The organism is Pseudoalteromonas sp. McH1-42, from assembly GCF_022347845.1.
Lineage (GTDB): Bacteria > Pseudomonadota > Gammaproteobacteria > Enterobacterales > Alteromonadaceae > Pseudoalteromonas > Pseudoalteromonas rubra_D.
In genome coordinates this window covers 58,917-81,568 of the sequence record NZ_JAKRFU010000003.1, presented here as the reverse complement: position 1 = coordinate 81,568, position 22,652 = coordinate 58,917, and the positions used below count along the sequence as shown (strand labels likewise).

The 22,652-nt window shown below is 47.0% G+C and carries 18 protein-coding genes; 9 read left to right on the top strand and 9 right to left on the bottom strand.

The window, feature by feature from the left end; all coding sequences use genetic code 11:
• The first annotated feature begins 63 nt into the window (after positions 1 to 63).
• The 6 genes from MHN31_RS03760 to MHN31_RS03735 all read left to right on the top strand — a co-directional run bounded on the left by MHN31_RS03760 (position 64) and on the right by MHN31_RS03735 (position 10,552).
• Positions 64 to 2,883, top strand: coding sequence for a hypothetical protein (locus MHN31_RS03760; RefSeq protein ID WP_239443477.1), 2,820 nt, complete (start codon positions 64 to 66; stop codon positions 2,881 to 2,883).
• A gap of 144 nt (positions 2,884 to 3,027) precedes the next feature.
• Complete coding sequence (locus MHN31_RS03755; RefSeq protein ID WP_239443476.1) at positions 3,028 to 3,894, top strand: hypothetical protein; 867 nt, start codon at positions 3,028 to 3,030, stop codon at positions 3,892 to 3,894.
• 822 nt (positions 3,895 to 4,716) lie between these two features.
• Positions 4,717 to 5,484 (top strand): hypothetical protein, encoded by a 768-nt coding sequence (locus MHN31_RS03750; protein ID WP_239443475.1) that lies wholly within the window; start codon positions 4,717 to 4,719, stop codon positions 5,482 to 5,484.
• 55 nt (positions 5,485 to 5,539) lie between these two features.
• The gene (locus MHN31_RS03745) at positions 5,540 to 6,316 is read left to right on the top strand and encodes a hypothetical protein (RefSeq protein WP_239443474.1); all 777 of its coding nucleotides are present in this window, start codon (positions 5,540 to 5,542) and stop codon (positions 6,314 to 6,316) included.
• A gap of 29 nt (positions 6,317 to 6,345) precedes the next feature.
• Entirely contained in the window at positions 6,346 to 9,699 is a 3,354-nt protein-coding gene (locus MHN31_RS03740; RefSeq protein WP_239443473.1) for a tandem-95 repeat protein, read from the top strand.
• A gap of 55 nt (positions 9,700 to 9,754) precedes the next feature.
• Complete coding sequence (locus MHN31_RS03735; protein WP_239443472.1) at positions 9,755 to 10,552, top strand: hypothetical protein; 798 nt, start codon at positions 9,755 to 9,757, stop codon at positions 10,550 to 10,552.
• Positions 10,553 to 10,564: 12 nt separating this feature from the next.
• Here MHN31_RS03735 and MHN31_RS03730 read toward each other — a convergent pair whose 3' ends face one another.
• A complete protein-coding gene (locus MHN31_RS03730; protein WP_239443471.1) occupies positions 10,565 to 10,891 on the bottom strand; it encodes a hypothetical protein in 327 nt (108 codons plus the stop codon).
• A gap of 130 nt (positions 10,892 to 11,021) precedes the next feature.
• On the opposite strand from MHN31_RS03730, the gene MHN31_RS03725 reads away from it, so the two are divergent.
• Together MHN31_RS03725 and MHN31_RS03720 are read left to right on the top strand one after the other, a co-directional pair.
• A complete protein-coding gene (locus tag MHN31_RS03725) occupies positions 11,022 to 11,426 on the top strand; it encodes a hypothetical protein (RefSeq protein WP_138539376.1) in 405 nt (134 codons plus the stop codon).
• 14 nt (positions 11,427 to 11,440) lie between these two features.
• Positions 11,441 to 13,000: a fibronectin type III domain-containing protein gene (locus MHN31_RS03720; protein WP_125562396.1), complete on the top strand. Its 1,560-nt coding sequence runs from the start codon at positions 11,441 to 11,443 to the stop codon at positions 12,998 to 13,000.
• 118 nt (positions 13,001 to 13,118) lie between these two features.
• Here MHN31_RS03720 and MHN31_RS03715 read toward each other — a convergent pair whose 3' ends face one another.
• Genes MHN31_RS03715 through MHN31_RS03705 form a run of 3 tightly spaced genes read right to left on the bottom strand, consistent with a single transcriptional unit; the run spans position 13,119 to position 16,754 of the window.
• Positions 13,119 to 15,656 carry a hypothetical protein gene (locus MHN31_RS03715; RefSeq protein WP_239443470.1) on the bottom strand — a complete coding sequence of 846 codons (2,538 nt, stop codon included), beginning with the start codon at positions 15,654 to 15,656 and terminating at the stop codon, positions 13,119 to 13,121.
• Between the two features lies 1 nt (position 15,657).
• Positions 15,658 to 15,984 carry a hypothetical protein gene (locus tag MHN31_RS03710; RefSeq protein WP_239443469.1) on the bottom strand — a complete coding sequence of 109 codons (327 nt, stop codon included), beginning with the start codon at positions 15,982 to 15,984 and terminating at the stop codon, positions 15,658 to 15,660.
• 26 nt (positions 15,985 to 16,010) lie between these two features.
• Entirely contained in the window at positions 16,011 to 16,754 is a 744-nt protein-coding gene (locus MHN31_RS03705) for a hypothetical protein (RefSeq protein WP_239443468.1), read from the bottom strand.
• A gap of 179 nt (positions 16,755 to 16,933) precedes the next feature.
• Between MHN31_RS03705 and MHN31_RS03700 the strand changes: the two genes are divergently transcribed.
• Positions 16,934 to 17,401: a hotdog fold domain-containing protein gene (locus MHN31_RS03700; RefSeq protein ID WP_138539371.1), complete on the top strand. Its 468-nt coding sequence runs from the start codon at positions 16,934 to 16,936 to the stop codon at positions 17,399 to 17,401.
• Positions 17,402 to 17,434: 33 nt separating this feature from the next.
• Here MHN31_RS03700 and MHN31_RS03695 read toward each other — a convergent pair whose 3' ends face one another.
• The 5 genes from MHN31_RS03695 to hppD form a co-directional block, all read right to left on the bottom strand.
• Entirely contained in the window at positions 17,435 to 18,043 is a 609-nt protein-coding gene (locus tag MHN31_RS03695; protein WP_239443467.1) for an outer membrane beta-barrel protein, read from the bottom strand.
• Positions 18,044 to 18,203: 160 nt separating this feature from the next.
• The gene (locus MHN31_RS03690) at positions 18,204 to 18,578 is read right to left on the bottom strand and encodes a polymer-forming cytoskeletal protein (protein ID WP_138539369.1); all 375 of its coding nucleotides are present in this window, start codon (positions 18,576 to 18,578) and stop codon (positions 18,204 to 18,206) included.
• The gene (locus MHN31_RS03685) at positions 18,568 to 19,674 is read right to left on the bottom strand and encodes a M23 family metallopeptidase (protein ID WP_138539368.1); all 1,107 of its coding nucleotides are present in this window, start codon (positions 19,672 to 19,674) and stop codon (positions 18,568 to 18,570) included. Before MHN31_RS03685 ends, MHN31_RS03690 begins: the two co-directional genes overlap by 11 nt.
• A 128-nt stretch (positions 19,675 to 19,802) precedes the next feature.
• Positions 19,803 to 21,116, bottom strand: coding sequence for a fumarylacetoacetase (gene fahA / locus MHN31_RS03680; protein WP_194867685.1), 1,314 nt, complete (start codon positions 21,114 to 21,116; stop codon positions 19,803 to 19,805).
• 156 nt (positions 21,117 to 21,272) lie between these two features.
• On the bottom strand, positions 21,273 to 22,319 hold the full coding sequence (gene hppD, locus MHN31_RS03675) for a 4-hydroxyphenylpyruvate dioxygenase (protein WP_010385091.1): 1,047 nt from the start codon (positions 22,317 to 22,319) through the stop codon (positions 21,273 to 21,275).
• Positions 22,320 to 22,652 lie beyond the last annotated feature (333 nt).

Here is a 22,652-nt window from a genome sequence, read left to right as displayed (position 1 = left end):
TGTTTGAGTCAGCATGAAGGAAATAGCCGTATGTACGGCATATAAACTAATATCAGGGACATTATGAAACTCTCACCCGTTTTATTACTGATGGCAGTGCTTTGTCACATGCCGGTTTATGCATCATTACTTTCGCTATCGAGCTATGACTTGCTCGATAGCCGCCCTGAAGTGCCCGCACGAACACCAAATGCTCGTCAGGAGTGGGATGATTACCTGCTGACGCTTAAGCACTTAGAAAATGGTGAACGGGTGTTAACCTGGCATCCCCAGGCTGGTCAGACGATGTATAAAGTGGCATACAAAACCTCTGGTGGGGCCTGGACAGAGAAACTCACCACAGATACTCAGTTCGCGATTGATGCCTCGTTGTCGGGGGCGGTGGAATTTAAAGTAACCGGGTGCGAAAGCGAATTGCTGTGCCGTGACTATGGTAATGAACTCAGTACGGTATTAGATGTACACAATAATAGCTTTCTTTATCTGCCACAGTATGTACCGGGTAATACCGCTTTTCGTGTTTCTTATACTCAAGTTGCTGATGCCAAGCGTTATACCTTGCAGCGCAGCAAAAGTGACAATGAATTTAAAGACATAGCAAACTGGGTACATAGAGTGGGTTTTGCACAAGGACATTACGATGAAACCGTGTTGGCTGCAGGGCGTTATTGCTATCGACTGGTGACTCACAGCGCAACACAAGCTGCACGGGTTTCTGCGCCAGCATGTACCGAAGTTGACATGAGAGCGATGCGAGCGCCGGAACACTTTGTTGCGCAAGCCCAGGCGCAGGGCATCTATAAACTGAGCTGGCCAGATGTTGAGCGCGCCGACTACTATCGCCTTGAGCGGGAATCGTTAACTCTGGTTACATCAGAATCTGGGTCACAAGTAACTGAGCCTGCAATGATACCAGCGGACTCAGCGACACGCTTTGCACGCAGCGCGCGAATGGTCCAAGCAACACCGACAGCGCCCACAGAAAAACGTACCTACCTTAAATCCTGGCAACTAGTCGGAGATGATAAAAATACCGACAAAACTCAGGTTCATACCCTGGATACTTTTGAGCTTGCTGGCGCACAAAATTATCGTTTATCAGCGTGTGATAAGCTCGCTCAATGTTCACCACCCAAGGCACTGTCTTATACTGTGCCGGTAGCCCATATGGTAAAAGGGCTGCCCGAGTCAGCGACAGCTCAAGCGCTTGATCAGAACACGGTAAAACTAAGTTGGACCGACGTGCCTGGCGCTGACACCTACACGGTGACCATGTCGCGTAAAGGTGCTTACTGGCAGTCTCGTTATACCGGGATCACCGACACCAGCTTTACTCAGGAAATTTATTTGGCCGGAGACTACCGATTTGAAATTCAGGCATGTCTGGATTCCGGGTTTTGCGGTCAGACAAGTCAGGTCGGCACTGAGCTGCGTTTTTCATTGGGCTCAAACTCAAGTATGACACCCTCTGTGTTGGTTGTGCCTGAGCGGGTAAATCCGGGGGCCGCGTTTGAGATCAAATGGGCAGCGCCCCGCAGTGGTGAAGTGGTCCACTACGAAGTACAGGGCGAATTACAAAGTACGCTGATCAAGGGGGCTTTCGAACAAGGTCCTGATGGCTACTATGCTTTTCGTCGCCCGGCGCTGCCTCATGGGAGAAACTACTGTTACAAGGTGCGCGCTTGGTTCACCACCGGAGAAGCGGGGGCTTATACCCCGACCCAATGTGTTGCCGTTGGCGAGACGGTATTTGATGAAGTGGACAACTTCCAGATAAATCACGTTTCTCGCTATGACTTTAATGTCAGCTGGGAAGCAAAGCCGATGGCCAGTGCCTATCTGCTTGAACTGCAAACGCGCACCGATGATGGCAAAATTCGCTGGCAGCCTGTCTATTATGGTGAGCAAACGCGAGTAATGCAGCAACTTGGGCCATATCATTTGCATCACTATAACCGTCTCGGTCATTTAGCGATGCGTGTATCAGCGTGTAACAGTGAACGCGTGTGTGGTAACCATATGCGTGCTTACCTGCGTAATATTTCCACCGCTGCGTTTTTAAATCCGGTCTATTTACCACACAAAACGCCGGCCTGTATTTCAGTGCCCCAGCAGATTGAGTCTGGTGAGCCACTCAGTGTGAATTGGTGTGAAACACAACACAGTGGTGTTGCAAAATATGAATTACTGGGGGAGTTACAGAATGTGATCCTGACCGTGACGGCGGATACTGCACGGCGTGATATGCATCAGTTAATGACCACGACCCGAAACAACTTAGAAGCTGGCCGGGAATATTGTTATAAAGCCCGAGCTGTCTATCAGGATGGCAGTGTCAGTGGCTTTACCGATAAGGTGTGCACCCAGATTGGGCCCTTGGAGTATCCGGCTCCGACGGACTTTTCAGTCAAAGCGCTCACTGAGAAAAATCACTTTGAGCTCAGCTGGAAAATAGTCTCTGGGGCTTCTTCCTATCTTATGGAGCAGCAAACTCGCCTGGGTGTCTGGCAAACAGTGCCTTGTCAGCTGAGGAAGGTCGCGTTTGGTTGGCTCGCTTGTACCGTACAATTGGGTGCAACTCCAAAAGTACCTGAACTAGATAAAGTCGTTTACCGAATTGCTGCCTGTGGCCGTAATGAAAAGTGTGGCAACTTTACGCGTTTAGCTTTTAACCCAAACCCTGCGCCTGTTATGTACCGTGATTCACTGGGCAACTTATATCAGGCTGAGCAAGCTGTGGGCGTAGGTGCGATTGCATATTATAAGCGGGTGAAAGGGCCACAAGGCTGGTATTGGCAGGCGTTGACTTTGGTACAATGGCAGCAGCTTGCGTTACAGGTGTTTAAATTATCGCCGCCTGTTTTAGAAGTGCACAAACAGTAAGTGCAAGCAGTTTGATAACTGACTTAATGAATAAGTGCTTTTGCATCGTATGATGTACTACTGACAACTAATAATGAAAAATGGATCTGAAATGAAATACGTAATTTGCGCTGTAAAGTGTAGTAGATTGTTTAAGGAGGCTTCATGAGCAAGTCGTTTGCCACGAACTATAACTGGCTCGCTTTGAGTTCACTACTTAGTTTTGGTATTTGTGCAGCAGAGCAACAAGAGGTGTCTTTTACGCTGCAATGGAGCAGCGTTGAGGGAGCCACTCACTATTTACTTGAAGAAGGGAGTCGTGATGGAGCCTGGCAAAGTGTCCATAGTGAGCCGATTGCAGCGCAAAAGTCAGTAATTAGAAAAAACAGCCATGGTCTTTATATTTATCGAGTTAGCGGATGTATCTCAGATAGCAGCAATACGATACATTGTGGGAATGATGTCGCAGAGTTTAGTGATCCTCTGATCATTGATTCAACTCAATCCGGAGTGTTTAAACTGTCTCTGAATGCACAGGGCAGTGTACTTAGCTGGACTGAATTGCCTACCAGTCGGTTTTACCAGCTAGAAACAACACCTTGTGCTTCGGGGTGTACTGACACCGAACAGCTCACATGGCAAGCGGTATCATTGTCCAGTAATGCAGCCCGTTATGATGTTTCTGCACAAAAAATGGCTGCGTTATATAGAGTCAGGGCGTGTTTTAGCGACACTGTTTGCAGCGAGTGGAGTAACAACTTACTTTACGACCCTAATGCACAAACACTCTCTTATGAGGTGAATCGTCTCTTTATAAATGGCTATAAAGTACTGTTTCGCCTGGCTGGAGACAGCTGTAAGACTACCGATAATGGCATGTATTGGTATGTAGATTATGGTAAGTCGGATGGGGCGGTTAAGTATAATCTGTTAAAAGCAGCTCAGGCCGGCAAGCGCCGAATATTTGTTAAAGTACCTTCTTGCTTGCCTGGGAAATATCAAGAAGTTATAGATGTGTATCAGGACTACTAATCCAGGTCGTATTTTAACTAGCAAGGAGAGCGTGTAGTCGAGGTGGACCGTTTATTGAGTGGTAATAATTATATTGTGTAAATATGGTTATTCGTAGACGGTCTGCCAATCACTGCTAGAAATGGTTAATGCCTACGTTTTAAAAAAGCTCCTGTGAGTTGTGCGATTTGAGTAAACGGTCAGATGTAATTTTTGCTATGTTTGGTGTTTATTCGCACCATATGTTCTTTCATGCCACTGGCCGTTTACAAATATCGTTCAGACTGTATTATTAATCACGATATCAATACCTTCAGATGCGCAAGAGTTTGCTCTATTGCAGACAGTCTGCTCCGTGCCACGCTTGCACAAACAGCTATCATATCAATTTAATACCTGTTCAATTTGAAGGCGCAAAGATAACGCGAGCGGCGTTAAAAACTTCTTATTTAGAACGACTAAATAGCAAGATTCTAGCCTTGTTATTGACCTTATTTTCTCGCCTTACAATAGAGCACTTGATTAAGCAAATTGGTATAAGTCGGCGTATCTAAGTCAAGCTTCATTATTGAAAACTTTAAGCCCTGTACAGCCGAAAATATAAGCGAAATAAAGCCAGCAGAGTCAGACGGGATTCAACCACCAGCCTAGAGAAGTGATGCGCTTTTTCTTTCGAGTATGCTTTTGATACCTGATCACACAATGCCAAATTAGTTCAATGAGTTAGGAAACAACACTCATTAATTGCCTTAAATCCCAATTAAGGTACAATCTGCCCAAATAAAAAGTTCGATTAAACGAACAAGCTCAATCAGCTCATTCTCCTGGAAAAAGGACTATACAATGAACCTCAAATTACTCGCTGTTTTGACGGCGATAGCACCGGGGGCGGTTTGTGCTGCCTCTGCGGTTAAACAACTGGATGTCTTGGGTGATGCTGTCACTTTTACGCTTGAGCAGCCTAAATCACACGCCATTCCTGCCTGTGTGAGCGCCGATAACCTACAAAAATGGGCGATAAACTTAAACTCCCTGCAAGGTCAGGCGATGTACAGCCTGCTGGTTACAGCGGTATCGAAAGAACACTTGGTGAATGTCACCCCGGCTAATCGTTGCGAAGTGATTGCTGATATCGAACAGGCGGGTTCATTATCACTAAAAGCTAACCCTGCTCAGGGCGGCGTTGGGGTTTCTCTATACAAAGGGGATGGAGTGACTAAGCTGGGAGCGGTTACCAATACGTCAAACGGCATACAATATGTGCCATCAGAAGGCGTCACTTGGATACAGCACTATGGGCCATCAACACTGAATATTGTGTTATATACTGATGCACAATGCGCTGGACAAGGTTACATCTATCATGCACCAAGCCCCAGTCCACACCTATTACTGCCCAAAAATCGGTTTTACATTAAATCAGACTCTAAATCCGAAAACCTATTGAGTTCAAATGGCAACGTCCCTGTCTATCAGTATGTTGCATATGCAGAGGAAGGCAAAAGGTGCCAGAAAACTCAAAATACGGCCAATCAGTATGACGCGCGTTATACCAAGCTTTTGGATGCTGAACATCCACTGTGTGGTAAGCATGCCTGTGTTATTCGGTAGCGGCTTAGCAACGCAGCCATAGAAACGAAACAGCACTCTAATACACGGAATAACAATGAAAAAACTAGTTGTAACTGCGTCATTTTGCCTGCTTAGCAGCACGGCTATGGCGGCTTCTCAGATCTCTCAGCTCAATGTAACTGGCGATGTGGCGATATTCACATTGGAGACACCCAAAACACACACAGTGCCTGGTTGCGTGACGGCAGAGAACCAGAATAAATGGGCGGTTAGCCTGAGTTCGCTACAAGGACAGGCGCTTTACAGCTTATTGGTAACGGCAGTGTCGAAAGATAAGCTGGTTTCGGTGCAATCGGCACAGCGATGTGAGTCGGTCGCCGATGTGGAGCAGGTGCAGGGCCTGACGTTGAGTAAGGATGATCGACAAGGTGATTCAACAGGAGCCTGGTTATACAAAGGAGATGGGATTACTAAAGTCGCAAAAGTAGTCTCATACTCGGACCGTGGAGGCTACACGTATCTCCCGCTGGAAGGCACTCAAAGTATTAAACACTATGCTCCCTCAATTACATCATCTATCCATGATTTAATTTTTCTGGATGCAGAATGTAAAGGCGAATTTTTTAAAATAAATTATGGTCGCCCGGTTTTGGCCTTTTATGAGTATTTTGATGCCTATTTTACCTTTGCTGATTCGTCAATAAAAGAACATCGTCTTTGGGAGTATGGTAATGCGCCTGTATATCACTATATGGGTGAGCAGCAGGGTTGCGTAAAACAGAACTACACAGCGAATCAGGAAAGTCGTGCCATCAAGCTCGAAAAAACAGAGCACCCCTTGTGTGGTAAAGCTCCTTGCTGGATTAAATAACAAGAATATAAGGCTTATTAGGGATGAACGTGATCAGAATAGCGCTCAGCATATTCATTATTAGTATGTGTCTGTTGGCAACGCCTGTGTTGTCCGCGGGACTGGACTTTCCCACACATATGCAATTTATGCTCAAAAATCTGCGAGATAATGCGCAGGCCAATACACTTCCTGTGATCACCGAAGACCATATTACACTCGATGAAGATCAGGGCTCGGTGCTGGATTTACTCAGTAATGATCTTGACCCGGATCAAGACCCGCTCAGGATAGTGTCTGTCTCAGCAAAGTATGGCCAGGTGACCCTGATGCCAGACGGTCAGGTAAAGTATGAGCCACCGGCCAACTTTTCCGGGCTGGATGAAATTACCTACCTGCTTTACGATGGTCGCTCGAATCCGGTGAGGGGCCTGGCAAAAATCACGGTAAACTCGGTGAATGATGCGCCCGTGGCCAACGACGATGCAGTGACCCTGATAGCCAATACTCAAGCCGTTATTAATGTATTAGAGAATGACAGTGACATTGATGGCAATGTGTTAACTATTACTCAGGTAACCGCACAGTATGGCACTGTGCAGGTCAAAAACGGAGCTATCGAATATCGGCCCTATACGGAATATGATGGTAGCGACGTGATCAACTACACCATTCAGGATGCCGCTAACGCCTCAGCCAGCGCTAAAGTTCTGGTGACTGTATTAAAAGAAAACAAAACGGCACCGGTGATCACCGGGCAAAAGCCGCTGACAATGGACGAAGACACCAGCTTTGTGCTTGATATCAATCAGATTAACTATCTTGATGCCGATTCACTTGCAACAGATATAACTTTTGAAGTAGCTGGTGGGCAGCACTATACGTTAGATGGATTTACACTCACACCGGCACAGCACTTTAACGGGGAGCTAAGTGTTCCCGTTGCGCTATTTGATGGTAAGCACCGCTCACAAGAGTACCAACTTAAAATCGTGGTGAATGAAGTCAATGACCATCCCGAAGCCGGACAAATAATCTGGGAGTCGGTTAAAGACGAGAAGTTTGCCTTGTATATGCGCGGCATGATGCACGACCCGGACTTTAATTATTGGCCGCTGGGCAGAGATGACCCAAGACTTGAGCAATACACATTTATTTTCTCTAAAAATGCCCGCAGAGAAGACCATGGCGGCTGGACTAACGCCGGTGGTCGTTTTGTTCAGGTGCCCGGCGCTCGCAGTGATTTATATGAATACACACCGCCTGCCAACTTTGTCGGTCGCGATTACGTGTTTTTCTTTGTTTATGATGAACAAGGTGCGGTGTCGGGTCGTGGTGACATTGCCATTGATATTAAAAATGACAAAGGGGCACCTGTGATTATCCGTCACCTTGATATTGCGACGGTGAGAGAGGACACCCCATTTAGCCTGTCTGTGCATGACCTATATATTCGTTACAAAGGGTCACATAGCCGCAACAGCGAACTGACCCTGGAAGTGCTCGATATGCCGGGCTTTTATTCGGTTGATCAGGCAACGGGCCAGATCACCATAGATCTCTTGTATGAAGAACCGATACTGAACGTGATGGTGCAAGTCACCGACGGCGCGACCACATCTAACAAACACAGAGTGGCGGTGCCGCTGCAAGCCGTCAACGAAGCTCCGCAGGTATCCGACCTGGATATCAGTATCAACGGCTTACCAGACGGCGAGATTGATTTCAGAACCCAGCTGATGGTTGACCCTGAGGCGAATAAAACCCCAGGTTTGTTAGACAGGTTTAGCTATCAGTTTGTGACCGCGACAGGCAGTGCAAACAATCAAACCAATTATGGCCAGTTGGTCAGAGTACCGGGCAAACCGCATGGTGTGTTCCGTTACGTTCCGGGCACCTCATTTTATGGTGACACTTTTGCGTTTTGGGTAACAGACGAGCAAGGTCTGCAATCGAATCAGGGCACGGTTGTGATCCGTGCTGCAAAGCCTGCAGTGCCCAACAAGCCGGTTGCGCAAAGTAACGGCAGTCAAGTCACGGTGAACTGGGCTGAGGTAGATGGTGCGTCTTACTATATCGTCAGTAAAGCAAGCTACAGCACTGAAGTATCAGTCACTGAGCACCGGGTTACGAGTAACCAGTTTGAGTCTGCAGATGATGAAAACGCGTATTCCCAGTATCAGGTTAAAGCGTGCAATGATGCCGGGTGTTCGGAGTTTTCTGACTGGTCTTTGCCATCCAGAACTTTGGTTACCACGCCGGTTGCCTCTTTGCTTCGCAAGAATGAAATCGAAGTAAACTGGCACAGTGCACCTTCGGCCCAGTTTGATGTGCAAATTAAATACAATGATAACGCATGGACTGTGCCGGGGCGTTTCGTCAGCGATAGGAACAACATATCCTGGCCTAATCTGGAGTCTGGTAAGCGGCGCTATCGGGTACGTGGCTGTGACCACAATCTGACCAACTGCACACAGTGGTCAGCCGAGTCAAACACGGTGAATATTCCAGTCTGGATCCACAAAGTGAGTGGGGAGGGCAGCACGACCACGCTCGAGTGGGGTCCTGTGCCGGGCACCAGTTATTACGATATTTCCATTAAGTACAACAGCGATGACTGGACGGTACCCGGACGCTTTACTGCACCGGGTGGTAATGAGGCGGGTAATAATCAACTCACCTGGCACAACCTGGATGGGGGCATGCGCGCTTATAAAATTCGTTCTTGTGTTGGAGAAGTGGGCAATGCGGTCTGCTCTGACTGGTCATCACCGACAGGGGTTTATACAACACCTGAAATACCCGCAGATACGCCCGCGCTCAAGGTATCATCTGAGACGCTTACATTCCTGGATAAAGCTGAAAGCATCGACTGGCACTTTGTCAGTGAGCCGAGTCAGAGCTTTATCACAACCTTGTTTGTTTTACCTCCAAATGCACTTGAGATGATTGCGTTGAGTAGTCGTGAAAGAAATCAACCGGGCACTTACAGGTATCGTTTTGCGCAGCCAGGTATTTACCGCTTCTTCGCGCAGGCATGTGGTCTGGTTGCGGGTGTGAATGTGTGTAGCGAACGCTGGGAGACCGAGCACAGGGTAGAAGTAATTAATCAGCGCTTTACTGTTGAACATACTGGCACGCACCTGAGGTGGTCGAAGTTAACGGGCGTAAAACAGGTTGTGATTGAAAGCGCACTCTGTGGCCTTAGATGTGATGTGACATCAGCAACCTGGAAGCCTGTGGAGACGCTGACCAATGGTGAACTGAGTCTTGCAGTGACAGAGCCGAAAGGGACCGCATATCGTGTTAAAGCGTGCTTCAATGATGGCTCCTGTACGTCCTGGACGATTGTCAGAGACAAAGCTGAGAAGCTCAAGGCGCCTAAACTTTACAGAGCGAATTGACCGAACAGGCTGCGGTGCTGAATCGCGGCCTTTACTAACAAAGGTTTGAATAACGATGACGAAGAAAAAACTGACTACTTTACTGAGCGTGGCACTGTCGCTGACAAGTGCAACCACTTTGGCTCAGGCCCCGGCGAAAGTAACGTCACTGAATGTACAGGGTACCACAGCAACATTTACCCTGAATGCTGAGAAAACCCATACTTTACCTGCCTGTATCAATGGCGATACACGTCAACTTTGGTCTCTGGATATTACTTCTATTCAGGGGCGTGCACTGTATAGCCTGTTGCTGACGGCGGTGTCTAAATCTCAGCTGGTTGTCGCACAGTCGGCCAACAACTGTGATGTTCTGGCGGGTATTGAGCAAGTTGCCGGACTCAACGTGTCTTTCAATGATGCGCAGCCTGCTGGTAGCAGCACAGTGGGGCTTTATAAAGGAGATGGGGTGACCAAAGTTGGAGATGTCATCACTGTGGAGAATGGTTATGTGACTTATCATGACAAAGCCAACAATTGGTTTGCACAATTTACCCGGAGAAACTCTAACTCGCCTGTGTATTATCTGGATGCACAATGCCAGGGGCAGCCCTATGGGCTTTCAGGTACCTGGAGTGACAGCCATAACCAGGGCCCTACCTACTCAACAATATTAAATGCGTTTTTGCTCGCTTCCCCATCCTGGGAGACGAGCAATCGGCTTAATATATATGGTGGTAATAAAGTGTATGCACATCTTGAGGATGGCAGCTGTGTTGAGAATGGCGTGTCTTATGAAAAGGATGCTAGTTACACTAAATTGTCAGAAACAACGCACCCGATGTGTGGAGATAAACAGTGCGTTATTAAATAACGCACGATTATATTAGTTAATTGACACTGCAGCCAGTTTCTCAATGCCACTTTCAGCTATACATTGCTCGGTACTGGTTAAATAAACTGGTGTTTGGCTGTCAAAAGCACCAAGCAACAGGCTGTATAAGTTATTACTGCCATGGTCATTTAGTGAAATGGCCCAACTATCTTTGTTATTTGCATCAACACAAGAAGGCGTGTTGGTTGCTTTTTGTGGCTGAGTCTTAAATGTGACCAGGTTATTAATTACCTGAAATTCGGTGATTAAATAAGCCTGGCTGTTAGCAAAACTAAATGTGCTGGCGAATGCCAGTGGTAATAAAAAAAGATTTTTCATAGGGCACCTCAAACTGTTTTTCTGATCCTAACGGGTTTTAGGTATGGTCGTCTACGGTTTGAGGGACAAAAAGAGAATAATAGTTAATCGGCGATGTATCGCTGGTATTTAAATTTATAGGATTATTATAATGAAAAAAGGGCTCATGCGTTTTGGCTTGATGGCGTTACTCGGGGTTGCTTTCACGGGTCATGCAAGTACCACACAGGAGTGTAATGGTGCCTATGTTGATACCATTGCTATCGAGGGCACTCGGGTTGATATACCCGGGTTAAGCAAAACTTTGCTGATCAGCTTTAAAGATGCCAGTGGTAATTTGATGACTTGCGGTATGGGATCGGGGCGATATGTCTACCTCAAAGCCCGCGAAAACCCTGAAGTATTTGATGCCATGCTGTCGGTTGCTTTTATGGCACGTGCAAACAACCTACCGGTCCGTTATATGGTGTTGGCAGACAGGGCAATTGCTTCTGCCAGGGAATTGTCGTTCCTACAGTTGCAAAGTGATGTTCCTGGTTTCTACGATACTAAGTAACAGAGGCTGCTGTTATGTCTAGGTATTTTAAATACCGGTCAATGATGTCTTGTGCCGGTCTGATTCTGGCCTCAGGGCCTGTGCTGGCTGTGAGTTTGCAGATGCCCAGCCTGGTGGAGTACGTGCTGAATGATGACCCGCCATATCAGAGTGGCAGTCTCTGGCTACCGCCTGTCAGTCAAAGCGACACGGTCCGGCTTGGCTGGCAGATAGATGCTCAGGCTGAGCGCTTTGTATTACAGCAAAGTAATAATGGCGGCGTTAGCTGGCAAACTGTCTATGAGGGCACTGAGCAGGATATAGAGCTGGGTGGTTACACCAATGGGGTTTATTACTTCAGGGTACAGGCATGTGCGTCAGGTGCCTGTACTGGCTACGTAAAATCTGCGCCGCTCAAAGTCGCAATCCCAGAGGCCGGTCCGCAAAGCGTAGTGGCCACTAAGCAAGGAGAAGAGGTCAACGTAGCCTGGCAACCAAGAAGTAGTGCACCAGCAACACAATATCGGGTATATGAGAGCTTAAATGGTGAGGAATACCAGATGGTGAGTGCCACTGTGCAGCCGAGGATCCAGCTTCAGCAGGCAAAAGTGGCAACGACCCGATATAAGGTAAAAGCATGTACTGATGGGCTTACCTGTAGTCGGTTTTCACCTGCTTCCAATGAGGTCGGTGGGCTGCCTGCACCAGAAAATTTGAGTGCAGTAGATAAGGGCGCACAGGGCGTGCAACTAAGCTGGCAAAGTGTGGGCACTGATACACAGGATGTGTATTATCAAATTGATTTTAGCCTCAACTATTCAAACTGGGTGGTGCTTGCCAATAGCACAGAACCGAGCTATTTGATGCAGCCAGTTCCTGAAGGAAAGATCAAATTTCGGGTAAGGGCGTGTGATAAGACAAGCTGTTATGAAGTGTCTCAGGCGACCAATCAGATCTCCCGTTTTAGTTCACAGGCTTGTCTGGACAGTACCAAAGGACTGAATGTTTTTGCTACGAATGATGGCTACTATCTGCGCCGTCAATTGGCCTATACCAGTAGTAAAATTCTGCCAGGTAAAGTGCTCATTCCGTATGCCAGTCAGTCACATAACTCAGCGGCATATTGGTTTGTGAGCAAGAATAGCCGCGATCAGTGGCAGCTAAGTAACTCAGATCATCAGCAATTTAATAACGCGAAAAAGCAGCAGAGTAATATGCTGGTGACTTGTCACTTGGATCCGCGTTCTCAGCGACCAACTTTACAGCTAAAAACCATAGGTTCGACACAGAGTATTGATTTGCAGGCTGATCTACTGAAGGGAGAGGATAATTCAGAGCAATATTTCTTCTTCCCATCGGTCGTTCACATTGGCCAGGCTGCTGATATCCGCTGGCAGATCCCACAAGGCACGGAGTGTCGATATGAAGAGTTACTTTTTGTTGGACGCGGTGCAGGTGAATTTGTTGCGGTTAAAGCACGCAATGAAGGGATTGAGTTCATTTGTAGCAGCCAGGGAAGTGCATGGCCCTATCTGGTGCCTGTACAAGTACAGAAGCTGGGAGCCCCTAAATTTGTTAGTCCTGTCAGAAATTAAGGGTTAAGTGGTGCTAGTTTAGCGGCGCCATATTGTTTGATTAAGGACAGTTAGGTTTAACTGGCAATAACTAAAAAACGAGGCCAAACTTAAGCTTGGCCTCGTTTTTTAATAGGTTCTAGTTATTTACCCTCAGTTCAGGCGCTTTCAACTTGATTAGCGTTGGAGCGATATAGACCCAGTTACTACACTGCCCAGCAAAGAAACAAGCACGCATCCTGTATGCACGATTTTGGCTATTAACCAGTTGATATGTAGTTGTATCGGCACCTAACTCAGCGTCAGTTTGCCATTGGTAGTTGCCAGCACGCAGACAATCTTTGATGCACAGGGTATTTTGCAACTGATAACTCTGGGCGTTTTGTAGTTTGCGCCAGGTTAAAATCTCGTCTGTGCGCGTGACTTCAAGCGTTGCCTTGACAACATTAACCGCAAGCTCGGTAAGTTGTTTATCATTGCAGATCTCCGGGTGTTTGTTGTCACAGATCTCAATATAGAAATAGTACTCACCAGTTTGTGTTAAAGGGGTACCCTCAACGTACTGGCTAAGTGTTGCACTGCCCGATGAGCGCAAAAAGAAGGTAGCAGAGACATCTTCAGAGAAGTTATCAGGCATGTGCCAGTTAAATTGTGGCGCAGAAAAGCGTGCTACCTCATCAGATAGGAGAGTAAAGTTCGGCGTTGGCAGTGTGTTGCCTTGCAATCGATAGTGTACTCGGCTTGGAATTCCACATTCTCCGTTACTTAAACAGGGAGAAACTTCGACGAAAGTTGTGCCTCTTCTGAATATCGGTCCACGGCGAATACTGGTTTCGGTCACACCATTTTGCCAGATAAAACGCTCTGTGGGTTCACCAGCCTTTGCACTGGGTTTTTCTATAGCAATGCGATAAAGCACTGGCTCATTAAACTGGGCTGGTTTTTGCCAACTGATCAAAACCTCATCGCCATATCCTATATTCGTTTTGTTTACACTCAGTTGCCCAACCCGAACCGTGTTAATTGAATTGACCACTTCGATGTTAAATGTTTCGGTGAAGTAATCATTCACTTTAACTGTAATGTGATAAGTGCCGGGGTCGAGGATGCCAAAGTCATAATGATAATGTTGACTGCCTGGCACGGTGCGCCATTCTTCCTGATTAACTTTGACTTTCAGGGAGTCAATATATGGGCTACCCAATGTGCTGGCTTCCAGTGTCAATGGATGCTCCCTTGTGATCACTCCATTATTCACATGACTGAACTTTAACTGGTAATCAGGCTTGGCTGGCACTGAGAGAATTCTCGCAATAGAGCTCTTGGGGCCGCAGCTTAGGCTGCGGTCCATACCAGGCGCAACTCGGTTACACGCCCGCACAGTGGCATTGAGTAATCCTGTTTGGGTTATCTTCGCTCTGACGTGGAAGTTACCGTCATTATACTGGCGACGCAGAAAAGGTACGACACCATAAATGGAGCCAAGCCATTGATCATTGAGCTCAAGCAAGTAGTAACCATTTGGTGCAGCAACGACCTCGTCTGAAGGTTGCCAGTGAAAGAGCACTTCCTCACCGGTCTGAACATTCAATATGTCGGTGGGGCGAGGCTCGAGCACGTCTGCGGAGACATGGAAATCATCCACTACTTTAACTGGTCTGACATACGGGGTAGGCGGCACACCGACAAAGGCATACACAGTTTGGCTATGGGGTCCGCAATACTCTGTACCAGCCAGCTTGTTACACCCTTGAATCGTTATCTGATGAGCGCCTGTGCCAAGGTGATGTAGTTCAGTATGAAAGGCACCCTCACCATATTTACGGTTCAAATGGGTAAGAGAACGATATATGGTGCCATCGCGGTTGCCATTGATAAACAATTTATAATAGCCCGCAAGTGGCGGTGCAACTTCCTCGGAGGCTTGCCAGTGCAACACGAGCGTTTGCTGGGTGTCGACTTCAATAGCCTGTTGCTGATGGAAATCTAGTGTGTCAGGTAGCCCGATAGCTATGCCCTGCGGTGCGTGTAACGGCTGAGCATATACCCTGAAGTCGACAGGCTCGATACGTTCTTGGTTTACTTTAAGGTGAAGTGTATACGCACCAGCGGGTTTGGCTTCAATAGAAAAGACATATTGTCCGTTTACCAGCGTAAGAGGGTGCCAGGTTTGACCATCTAAACTGGCCATAACGGAATCTGTTGGCGCATCAGTCAGGGGGGCTATCCAGATTTGCCCAGATTGGTTTGCTGTCAGTACGTCATTGTTAGTACCAAAGTCAAAGTCAAAGCGGCGCACTACATCAAGAGTGAGAGTCTCGGAGAACTGGCTACACTGCACACCGTCGCAGGCTCTGACTTTAAGCTGATGTTTGCCCGGCTCTGTAAAGTACAGGTCGAGGCTATTCTCACGGACTTGTCGAGCGATGCCATTATGCCAAAGCTCATGGTAAGTGGCTTCTACAAATGGTTGCCATGACAGAGTGAGTTGTCGATGTGTTGTAATATGCGCAGGTGTAGATAACCAGCTCATTGTACCGGCAAGTGTTTTTGCTGGGTGTTGCGAAATAAGTTCACTGGTTTGCAGTGGCAGCCAGCCTTCGGATTTCACCTGTGTGGGTAAAATCATCGCGCCGCCAAATAGTATCAGCAAAGTAAGCAGTCTGTATATTGACATTTTAATTCCTTAACCTTACCTTGCTCAGCCGCCTTGCAGCCGGGTAACTCTGGCAGGTTTGCGACCCATCGACTTCTACTTCTTTGTTGCTGGTGTAGGCAGAGAGGAGTAGGGTATAAAGTGCATGATCGCTGGCACTCGTTGGGTCAAGCCACCAAAGCTGGGCATTGTCGCTTAGATTAACCTGACAACCCGTTTGGCTTGATGTGGCACTCAGGGTTACTAGCACCCGAGTTGCCTGGACTTCTATGTTTAGAATGTTGGTCTTTGCCATCACTGAGCCACAAGCCAATATCAGCAACGCTGGGCAAAGTCGTAAGATTTTCATTGTGTTATCCTTATCAGAATGACATTTCAGTCTTCTTTGACCAGACATAATCCTGCGCCGCAGATTGGGTGTTCAGTTTCAATGATCTCGTAACTGGTTTGGTTTTGGCGATTGAAGCAGCTGTAGTTTTGGGCGTTTCTATCCGCTGAGCTGGTAAAAGGTGCATTTTTATCACCCATAATGTACTTACCATGGTGATAAACAGGCTCACCATGTGTAGACAACCCTTGTCTGCCTCGGCAACCGCTATATTCGTGTTGGATCTCTGCGTTGTTATAGCTGATATTTAAGGTTTTATAGTCGACGCCACCTTCATCATCGATGTAAGTCCAACGATACTGACCGCTATCGTAGGCACTATTTTTATAGTGCGCGGTATCCACCAATGTGCCAATGCGAGTAATGCCGTCGCTCGCGTACAACCCAATTGAGCGGGCATTTGAGTTACCGGCGTTAGTATTGGGCGCCAGACGAAGACTTTGTACTCGCTCTACCCCAGCCAGATCCGCACAGTCCTGAGCCGACGTGACAGCCACAGCTTGTTGTTTTGCTACAGCAGTAATAAGCAAAGAATACATGGCACGGCCTGAGTGACTGTCCAGACTGACTGAGCGTAACTGGTTCTTGTTCTCTGCTACACATGCAACTGTGCTGGGTGCCATGGAGCTGGTTGAGAATAAAACGATGTTGTTTTCTATCTCAATTTGAGTAATTGGTCCGGCAATTGTTAACGGTGAGCACAGTGCGCATAGTAAAGCGAGCTTGTTCATCTATTTGTCCTTTGATTTGTCATTATATAAGTCTATTAATCGGCGCAATCGTAACACATTTGGGAACTAATCATATCCACCTCAGGAATAAGTGGTTGCTTTATAACTTTTTTCATCATTGGTTAAACTGGTCAGATGTGTTAGGGTTAGGTGTTATTTTATTCAACAGGTTAAGCGTTATGGCAACACCCTTATTAAAAACCTACAAGAAGTTTAAATGGTTGCCCTTTGGCAACTGGCTATTCAGCAAAGCGGTCTGCAAACGAGCGCCTTATTTTGGCACCATCAAGCCTAAGATTACTCACCTCAGTGAAGGACGGATCACGGCGCAGATGCCTAACCGAAAGGCGGTCCACAATCACATTGGGACAGTCCATGCGATTGCGCAGTGTAACCTTGCAGAGTTATGTGCTGGTGTGGTGACTGATGCTAGCATTCCGTACAAAACACATCGCTGGATCCCTAAAGGGATGACGGTGCAATACCTGAAAAAAGCCGAAACAGACCTGCGTGCAGAAGCGACGATTTCGCTACCACGCCAATGGCAGGATAAAGAGGAGCTAATCGTTCCAGTGGAGGTATTTAACAGTGAAGGAGTTAAGGTTTTTCATGCCGATGTCACTATGTATATTTCGGCGAAAAAGTAAAACATGGGCCCGCGATTAGCGGGCCTGTTTTAATCAGAAAGTGTAGCGGTACTTCACTTCTGATTGGGTGTAATCCACACCATTGGTGTACTCAAGGATAACACTTGAATGGTCAGTGAAGCTAAAACGAATACCTGCATTTAAATAGACGCCATTTTCGTTTTCAATGGGGCTTGGAAAGTCCATCATTTCATACCCGAGCTGCGCAAATCCATCCACGCGCTTGCCGAATGAATGCTCGTACTCACCATAAATACGGCGGGTATCTACAACTGAGTTAGAGCGATTAGTAGATACTTCAAACTCACCAACCTGAGCGCCAACTGCCAGGCGTCCATTGTCCGTTGAACGCAGAATGTAGCCCAGATTAAATGTCGTTTCGTCAACGTCATAGTCGTCATCTAAAAGCTTGTCGAAGAATGCCAGACTGTCTGAATGCTGATCGATTTTGAGTCCCATAAAGATACCGTTGGCAAATTCGTAACTACCAGCAATGATAAACCCCTGAGGATCAACTGAATTCGGTGCGCCATCCAGGCTGGTCTCACCATAACCTACTTCCAGGTAGCTTTTGCTCAGCTCTGCAGCCTGAGAATTCAAAGATGCCGTTGCCAGTAGCAGGCCTAGTATATGCTTGTTCACTATATATCCTTTTAAACGTTAAGTGAGGAATAAAAAACGAGCTGTGAAAGCTCGTTGTTTTGTCATATGCGTGAAATGTATCACTATTGGATACGATAAAGGAAGGTTAAGTCGATGTTTTTGTGTTATTAAATGTTACCTGGAAACATTTTTCTAATACTCACACTTCGCTGGCTTTATCCAGTGGTGTGACGTTAGAAGATTCAACACGATGATTCAGCTGACCCTGAATATGCGCACCGGCCTGAATTGTCAGCGTGTCATGTTCGATATCACCCGTGACTCTGGCACTGGGCTCCAGGGTCACACTGTCTGCACGTATACCGCCTTGTACCTGACCGCGCACCTGCACTTGCTTGGCAGTAATGTTACCTTCGACGATACCTGAGTCACCAATAATGAGCTGGGTGACATTAAGATCGCCAACGACTTTACCATCTATCTGGATTTCGCCATCGCAATGAATGTTACCTGTGATTTCGGTGTCGGGAGAAATAAGCGAGAAAGGAAGTGAAGTTTTCTTTTTATTGAACACGTTTGAGCACTCTTGCCAGTTTTACAGGGTTTATATGCTTTTTATCCTGTAACACCTCATAATGCAAGTGTGTACTGGTACTACGACCTGTGCTACCCATCAGGGCAATTACATCTGATTGCTTAACCGTTTGGCCTTTTTTCACTTTGATGGTGTGCAAATGACCATAGCGGGTCACTATGCCATTGGCATGTTGAATCTCAATAAACTTACCATAACCGCCATTTTTGCCAGCTTTTTTGACCACACCATCAGCCGGAGCAATGATTTGAGTTTTGTGCCAGCCTGCCATATCCACCCCTTTATGATAGGCACGGCGGCCTGTGATGGGGTCTTTGCGAAAGCCAAAGGCGCTGGAAATATAATACTTGTCGTGCGCGACGGGCATCATTTTTGGCGTGGAGTGTAGTAAGTTTTCCAGCTGATTGAGTTGCACCGAGTCATCGATAAGCTGGGTATAGCTGTCATTTAGCAGCGTTGCATCAACCTGGTGATATGGACCACCCTGAGCGGAGTTGCTTTCGGTTGACAGTGTCAGGCCTGCTTCATTAAACCCGGCCATCAACTGATTGTGACGCGCCGAAATAACGGCCTGTAAGGTGGTAAGTAATGCAGCCTGAGCATCATTCAGCTCTGTGCTTTGTTCCTCAAATTCATGACTGTCACCGAGGTCACTGATCGCGGGCTGTGTTTCCGCCTGCGGTGTACTATCTGGTAAAGAAGTCGGAGAGTCTGTTTGTTCGGTGATAGAGGTGGGCAGTGCACTGACAATTTCACTGAGCACTGTGTGTTGTTCGTTTAAAGTTGCCAGCTGAGTGTGCTGCTGCGCCAGTTTTGCGCTCAGTTGTTGCTTTTCTTGTTCCCAGCTTTGCGCTTTGGCTCTAAGTTCAGATTGTAAGGCATTGACTGTATCTTGCTGCTTAAAAAACGCTGATGTACTGATAACTAACCAGCTAAGAGCACTACAAACCAGCGCTAGTGCGATAAATTGCAACCAGCCGGGCACAACCATCAGACTAACCTGACCGTTCTGGCGCAGCATTAGTTGTTTAGGTTGAAATAGTGATGTGATCAGGCGTTTGATATAGCGAAACATAACACGTAAAAATTAAAAATAACGACTCACTTTAACAATTTTTATGCAAAAAGCCAGTATTTACTTACAAAAAAAAGGTGTACTTAAGCACACCTTTGTTTTGTATAGGAATAGTTTTTCGCTTGCGATTATTTCGCTGGCAGGATAGTGCCTTCGACTGAACCGAAACCGATACGTGCAAAGCCGTTGGCTTCACACCAGCCACGCATAATGACCTTGTCACCATCTTCCAGGAACTTACGCTCTTCGCCATTGTCCAGGGTGATGGTCTCTTTACCGCCACGTGATAGCTCTAACAGTGAACCCGCTTCTTCGTGCTCTGGACCAGACTGAGTACCTGAACCCAGCATATCGCCTGGCAGGAAGTTACAGCCGTTTACTGTGTGGTGAGTCACCATTTGCGCCACTGTCCAGTAGCTGTGCTTAAAGCTGGATTCTGACAGCTTGCTAGGCGCAGCATTGGCTTCGCGCATTTTCGCTGTTTCAAGTAGTACGTCCATTTGGATATCGAACGCACCAGCTTCACGGTTGTGTGCAGACTCCAGATAGTCCAGAGGCTGAGGATCTTGCTCATCACGGTGCCAGTTGGTGCGATACGGCGCCAGGGCTTCTGTAGTAACAATCCAGGGTGACACAGTTGATGCAAAGTTTTTCGCCAGGAATGGACCTAATGGCTGATATTCCCAAGCCTGAAGATCACGAGCAGACCAGTCATTGAACAGGCAGAAACCAAATACATGGCTTTCGGCATCTTCAATTGAAATAGAGTCACCCAGTTCATTGCCTTTACCCAGGTAGATACCCAGCTCCAGTTCGTAGTCCAGACGCTTACAAGGACCGAAAGACGGTGTATCTGCATCAGGTGCTTTTGTCTGACCTTTAGGACGAGGGAAGTTCTGACCAGACACATCAATTGAAGAAGCACGGCCGTGGTAACCGATTGGTACCCACTTGTAGTTAGGCAGTAAAGGGTTGTCCGGACGGAACAAACTACCTACCGCTGTTGCGTGGTAGATTGAGGTGTAGAAATCAGTGTAGTCGCCAATGTGACAAGGCAATGCATATTCAACGTCAGATTGTGCAACCAGGGCCGCCTCTAGTGCGCCCTGATGCTCTGAGCCCTCACGAAGTGCACGAGACAATGCTAGGCGCAGTGCAGACCAGTAGTTCTGGCCCATACCCATGAACTCATTCAGTTTAGGTGCATTGGCTGCTTCAACGGCATCCTGTGCTTCGCCACTGAAAATACCTGCACCAGCAACCACTGCCAGATCCAGTACCTGATCACCAATGGCGACACCGCCACGGAACTCTTCAGCGCTGTCTTTGCGGCGGAATGAAGCAAATGGCAGGTTTTGAATTGGGAAGTCGGTACCGGCCTGGTTCGCGCTGGCAACCCAGCTTTTAAGATTAATGTCGTGCGTTTCGTTGATAAAAGACATGGTCTTTCCTTTTTGCAAGTTTGAGGCTGCTCTCAGATGTGGTGATAGCGTTCTGGTTTTTCAATGCAACATCTGAGTCTCAGACAAATTAAACGGCAAAAGCAGCCAGAAGGCATGGCCCCAAGCTGCTTTTAATTATCCACTCTCAAAGGAGAATTAGATCACGCCGCGGCGTTCCTGATCACGCTCGATAGACTCGAACAGTGCCTGGAAGTTACCTTCACCGAAACCACCGTCGTCTACACGCTGGATCATTTCGATAAAGATAGGGCCGAACAGGTTCTTAGTGAAGATCTGAAGCAGGTAGCAATCTTCGCTCTGGCTGTCTACCAGGATCTGGTGCTCTTTGATCTTGTCACGGTCTTCTTTAACCCAAGGTACACGGTCAAAGATAGTGTCGTAGTAATGATCAACAATATCTAATGTTGCAATGTTAGTCTGGTCAAGCTTGTCCAGTGACGCAACCAGGTCATTGGTCAGGAATGCCAGGTGCTGTACGCCCGGGCCATTGTACTCATCCAGGTACTCGTCGATCTGGTTGTTGTTGTCGTCTTTACCTTCGTTAATTGGAATAGAGAAGGTGCCACACGGAGACTTCAGTGCGTATGACAATAGAGCAGTCTTCTGACCTTTGATGTCGAAGTAACGAACTTCAGTAAAGCCGAATACGTCTTTGTAGAAGTTTGCCCATGTTTCCATGGTGCCTTTGTATACGTTGTTAGTCAGGTGGTCGATGCGCAGGAAGCCTTTGTCTTCAACGATGACTTGCTCTTCCAGCTCAACGAAGTCTTGCTCAAAGATAGAGCCTTTGTCACCGAATACGTCGATGAAGTAGATCAGGCTGTCACCGATGCCGTAGATAGCAGGGTAAGGCAGATCTTTGTGTGTTGAATCGGTCGCTGGTTTTGCACCACGCTCTACCGCGATTTCAAACGCTTTTTGCGCGTCTTCTACACGCCAGCCCATTGAGCAAATAGCTGGGCCGTGGCTCTTAGCGAACTCAGCAGAGAAACCGCCGCGCTCTTTGTTCAGCAGGAAGTGAATGTCATGCTGGTTGTAATATAGGATGTCTTTGTCTTTAAACTTTTTCAGTTTAGAAAAACCAAAATCGGCAAAAATCTTTTCCATGTAGTCCGCATCTGGTGTTGCGTACTCGGTAAACTCAATGCCTACTAGGCCTAGAGGATTTGTTACTTCACTCATTGTCATACTCCCGCTTTAAAGCACTGGATCGCTATTTGTTTTGTGCTGTGGATGATTAATCAAAATGGCCAAAAGGGGAAGCTATGTGGGTGAATTAGCAAGAGGGCGAAATGTAAATTCTGTCGTACAAATTGTCAGGGTTATACGGATTGAGTGAACAGGATAATTTTTTCGATTATAAGTCTCGATTTGTTCTGTAAATTGGATTGCTTGGCTCCAGTATATTTCAAAGGAAATAACTTATCCATATGATAAAAAAGTACTTTTTAGTTCATTGCTGACAGCGATATTATGGTGGAACTTTTAAGGGGACGGTCTCTGTGAGAGGTAAAT

Bases quoted from the DNA above. Each gene is read 5' to 3' on its own strand.
- MHN31_RS03760 (WP_239443477.1), top strand. From the start codon at position 64: ATGAAACTCTCACCCGTTTTATTACTGATGGCAGTGCTTTGTCACATG.
- MHN31_RS03755 (WP_239443476.1), top strand. From the start codon at position 3,028: ATGAGCAAGTCGTTTGCCACGAACTATAACTGGCTCGCTTTGAGTTCA.
- MHN31_RS03750 (WP_239443475.1), top strand. From the start codon at position 4,717: ATGAACCTCAAATTACTCGCTGTTTTGACGGCGATAGCACCGGGGGCG.
- MHN31_RS03745 (WP_239443474.1), top strand. From the start codon at position 5,540: ATGAAAAAACTAGTTGTAACTGCGTCATTTTGCCTGCTTAGCAGCACG.
- MHN31_RS03735 (WP_239443472.1), top strand. From the start codon at position 9,755: ATGACGAAGAAAAAACTGACTACTTTACTGAGCGTGGCACTGTCGCTG.
- MHN31_RS03730 (WP_239443471.1), bottom strand. From the start codon at position 10,891: ATGAAAAATCTTTTTTTATTACCACTGGCATTCGCCAGCACATTTAGT.
- MHN31_RS03725 (WP_138539376.1), top strand. From the start codon at position 11,022: ATGAAAAAAGGGCTCATGCGTTTTGGCTTGATGGCGTTACTCGGGGTT.
- MHN31_RS03720 (WP_125562396.1), top strand. From the start codon at position 11,441: ATGTCTAGGTATTTTAAATACCGGTCAATGATGTCTTGTGCCGGTCTG.
- MHN31_RS03715 (WP_239443470.1), bottom strand. From the start codon at position 15,656: ATGTCAATATACAGACTGCTTACTTTGCTGATACTATTTGGCGGCGCG.
- MHN31_RS03710 (WP_239443469.1), bottom strand. From the start codon at position 15,984: ATGAAAATCTTACGACTTTGCCCAGCGTTGCTGATATTGGCTTGTGGC.
- MHN31_RS03705 (WP_239443468.1), bottom strand. From the start codon at position 16,754: ATGAACAAGCTCGCTTTACTATGCGCACTGTGCTCACCGTTAACAATT.
- MHN31_RS03700 (WP_138539371.1), top strand. From the start codon at position 16,934: ATGGCAACACCCTTATTAAAAACCTACAAGAAGTTTAAATGGTTGCCC.
- MHN31_RS03685 (WP_138539368.1), bottom strand. From the start codon at position 19,674: ATGTTTCGCTATATCAAACGCCTGATCACATCACTATTTCAACCTAAA.
- fahA (WP_194867685.1), bottom strand. From the start codon at position 21,116: ATGTCTTTTATCAACGAAACGCACGACATTAATCTTAAAAGCTGGGTT.
- hppD (WP_010385091.1), bottom strand. From the start codon at position 22,319: ATGAGTGAAGTAACAAATCCTCTAGGCCTAGTAGGCATTGAGTTTACC.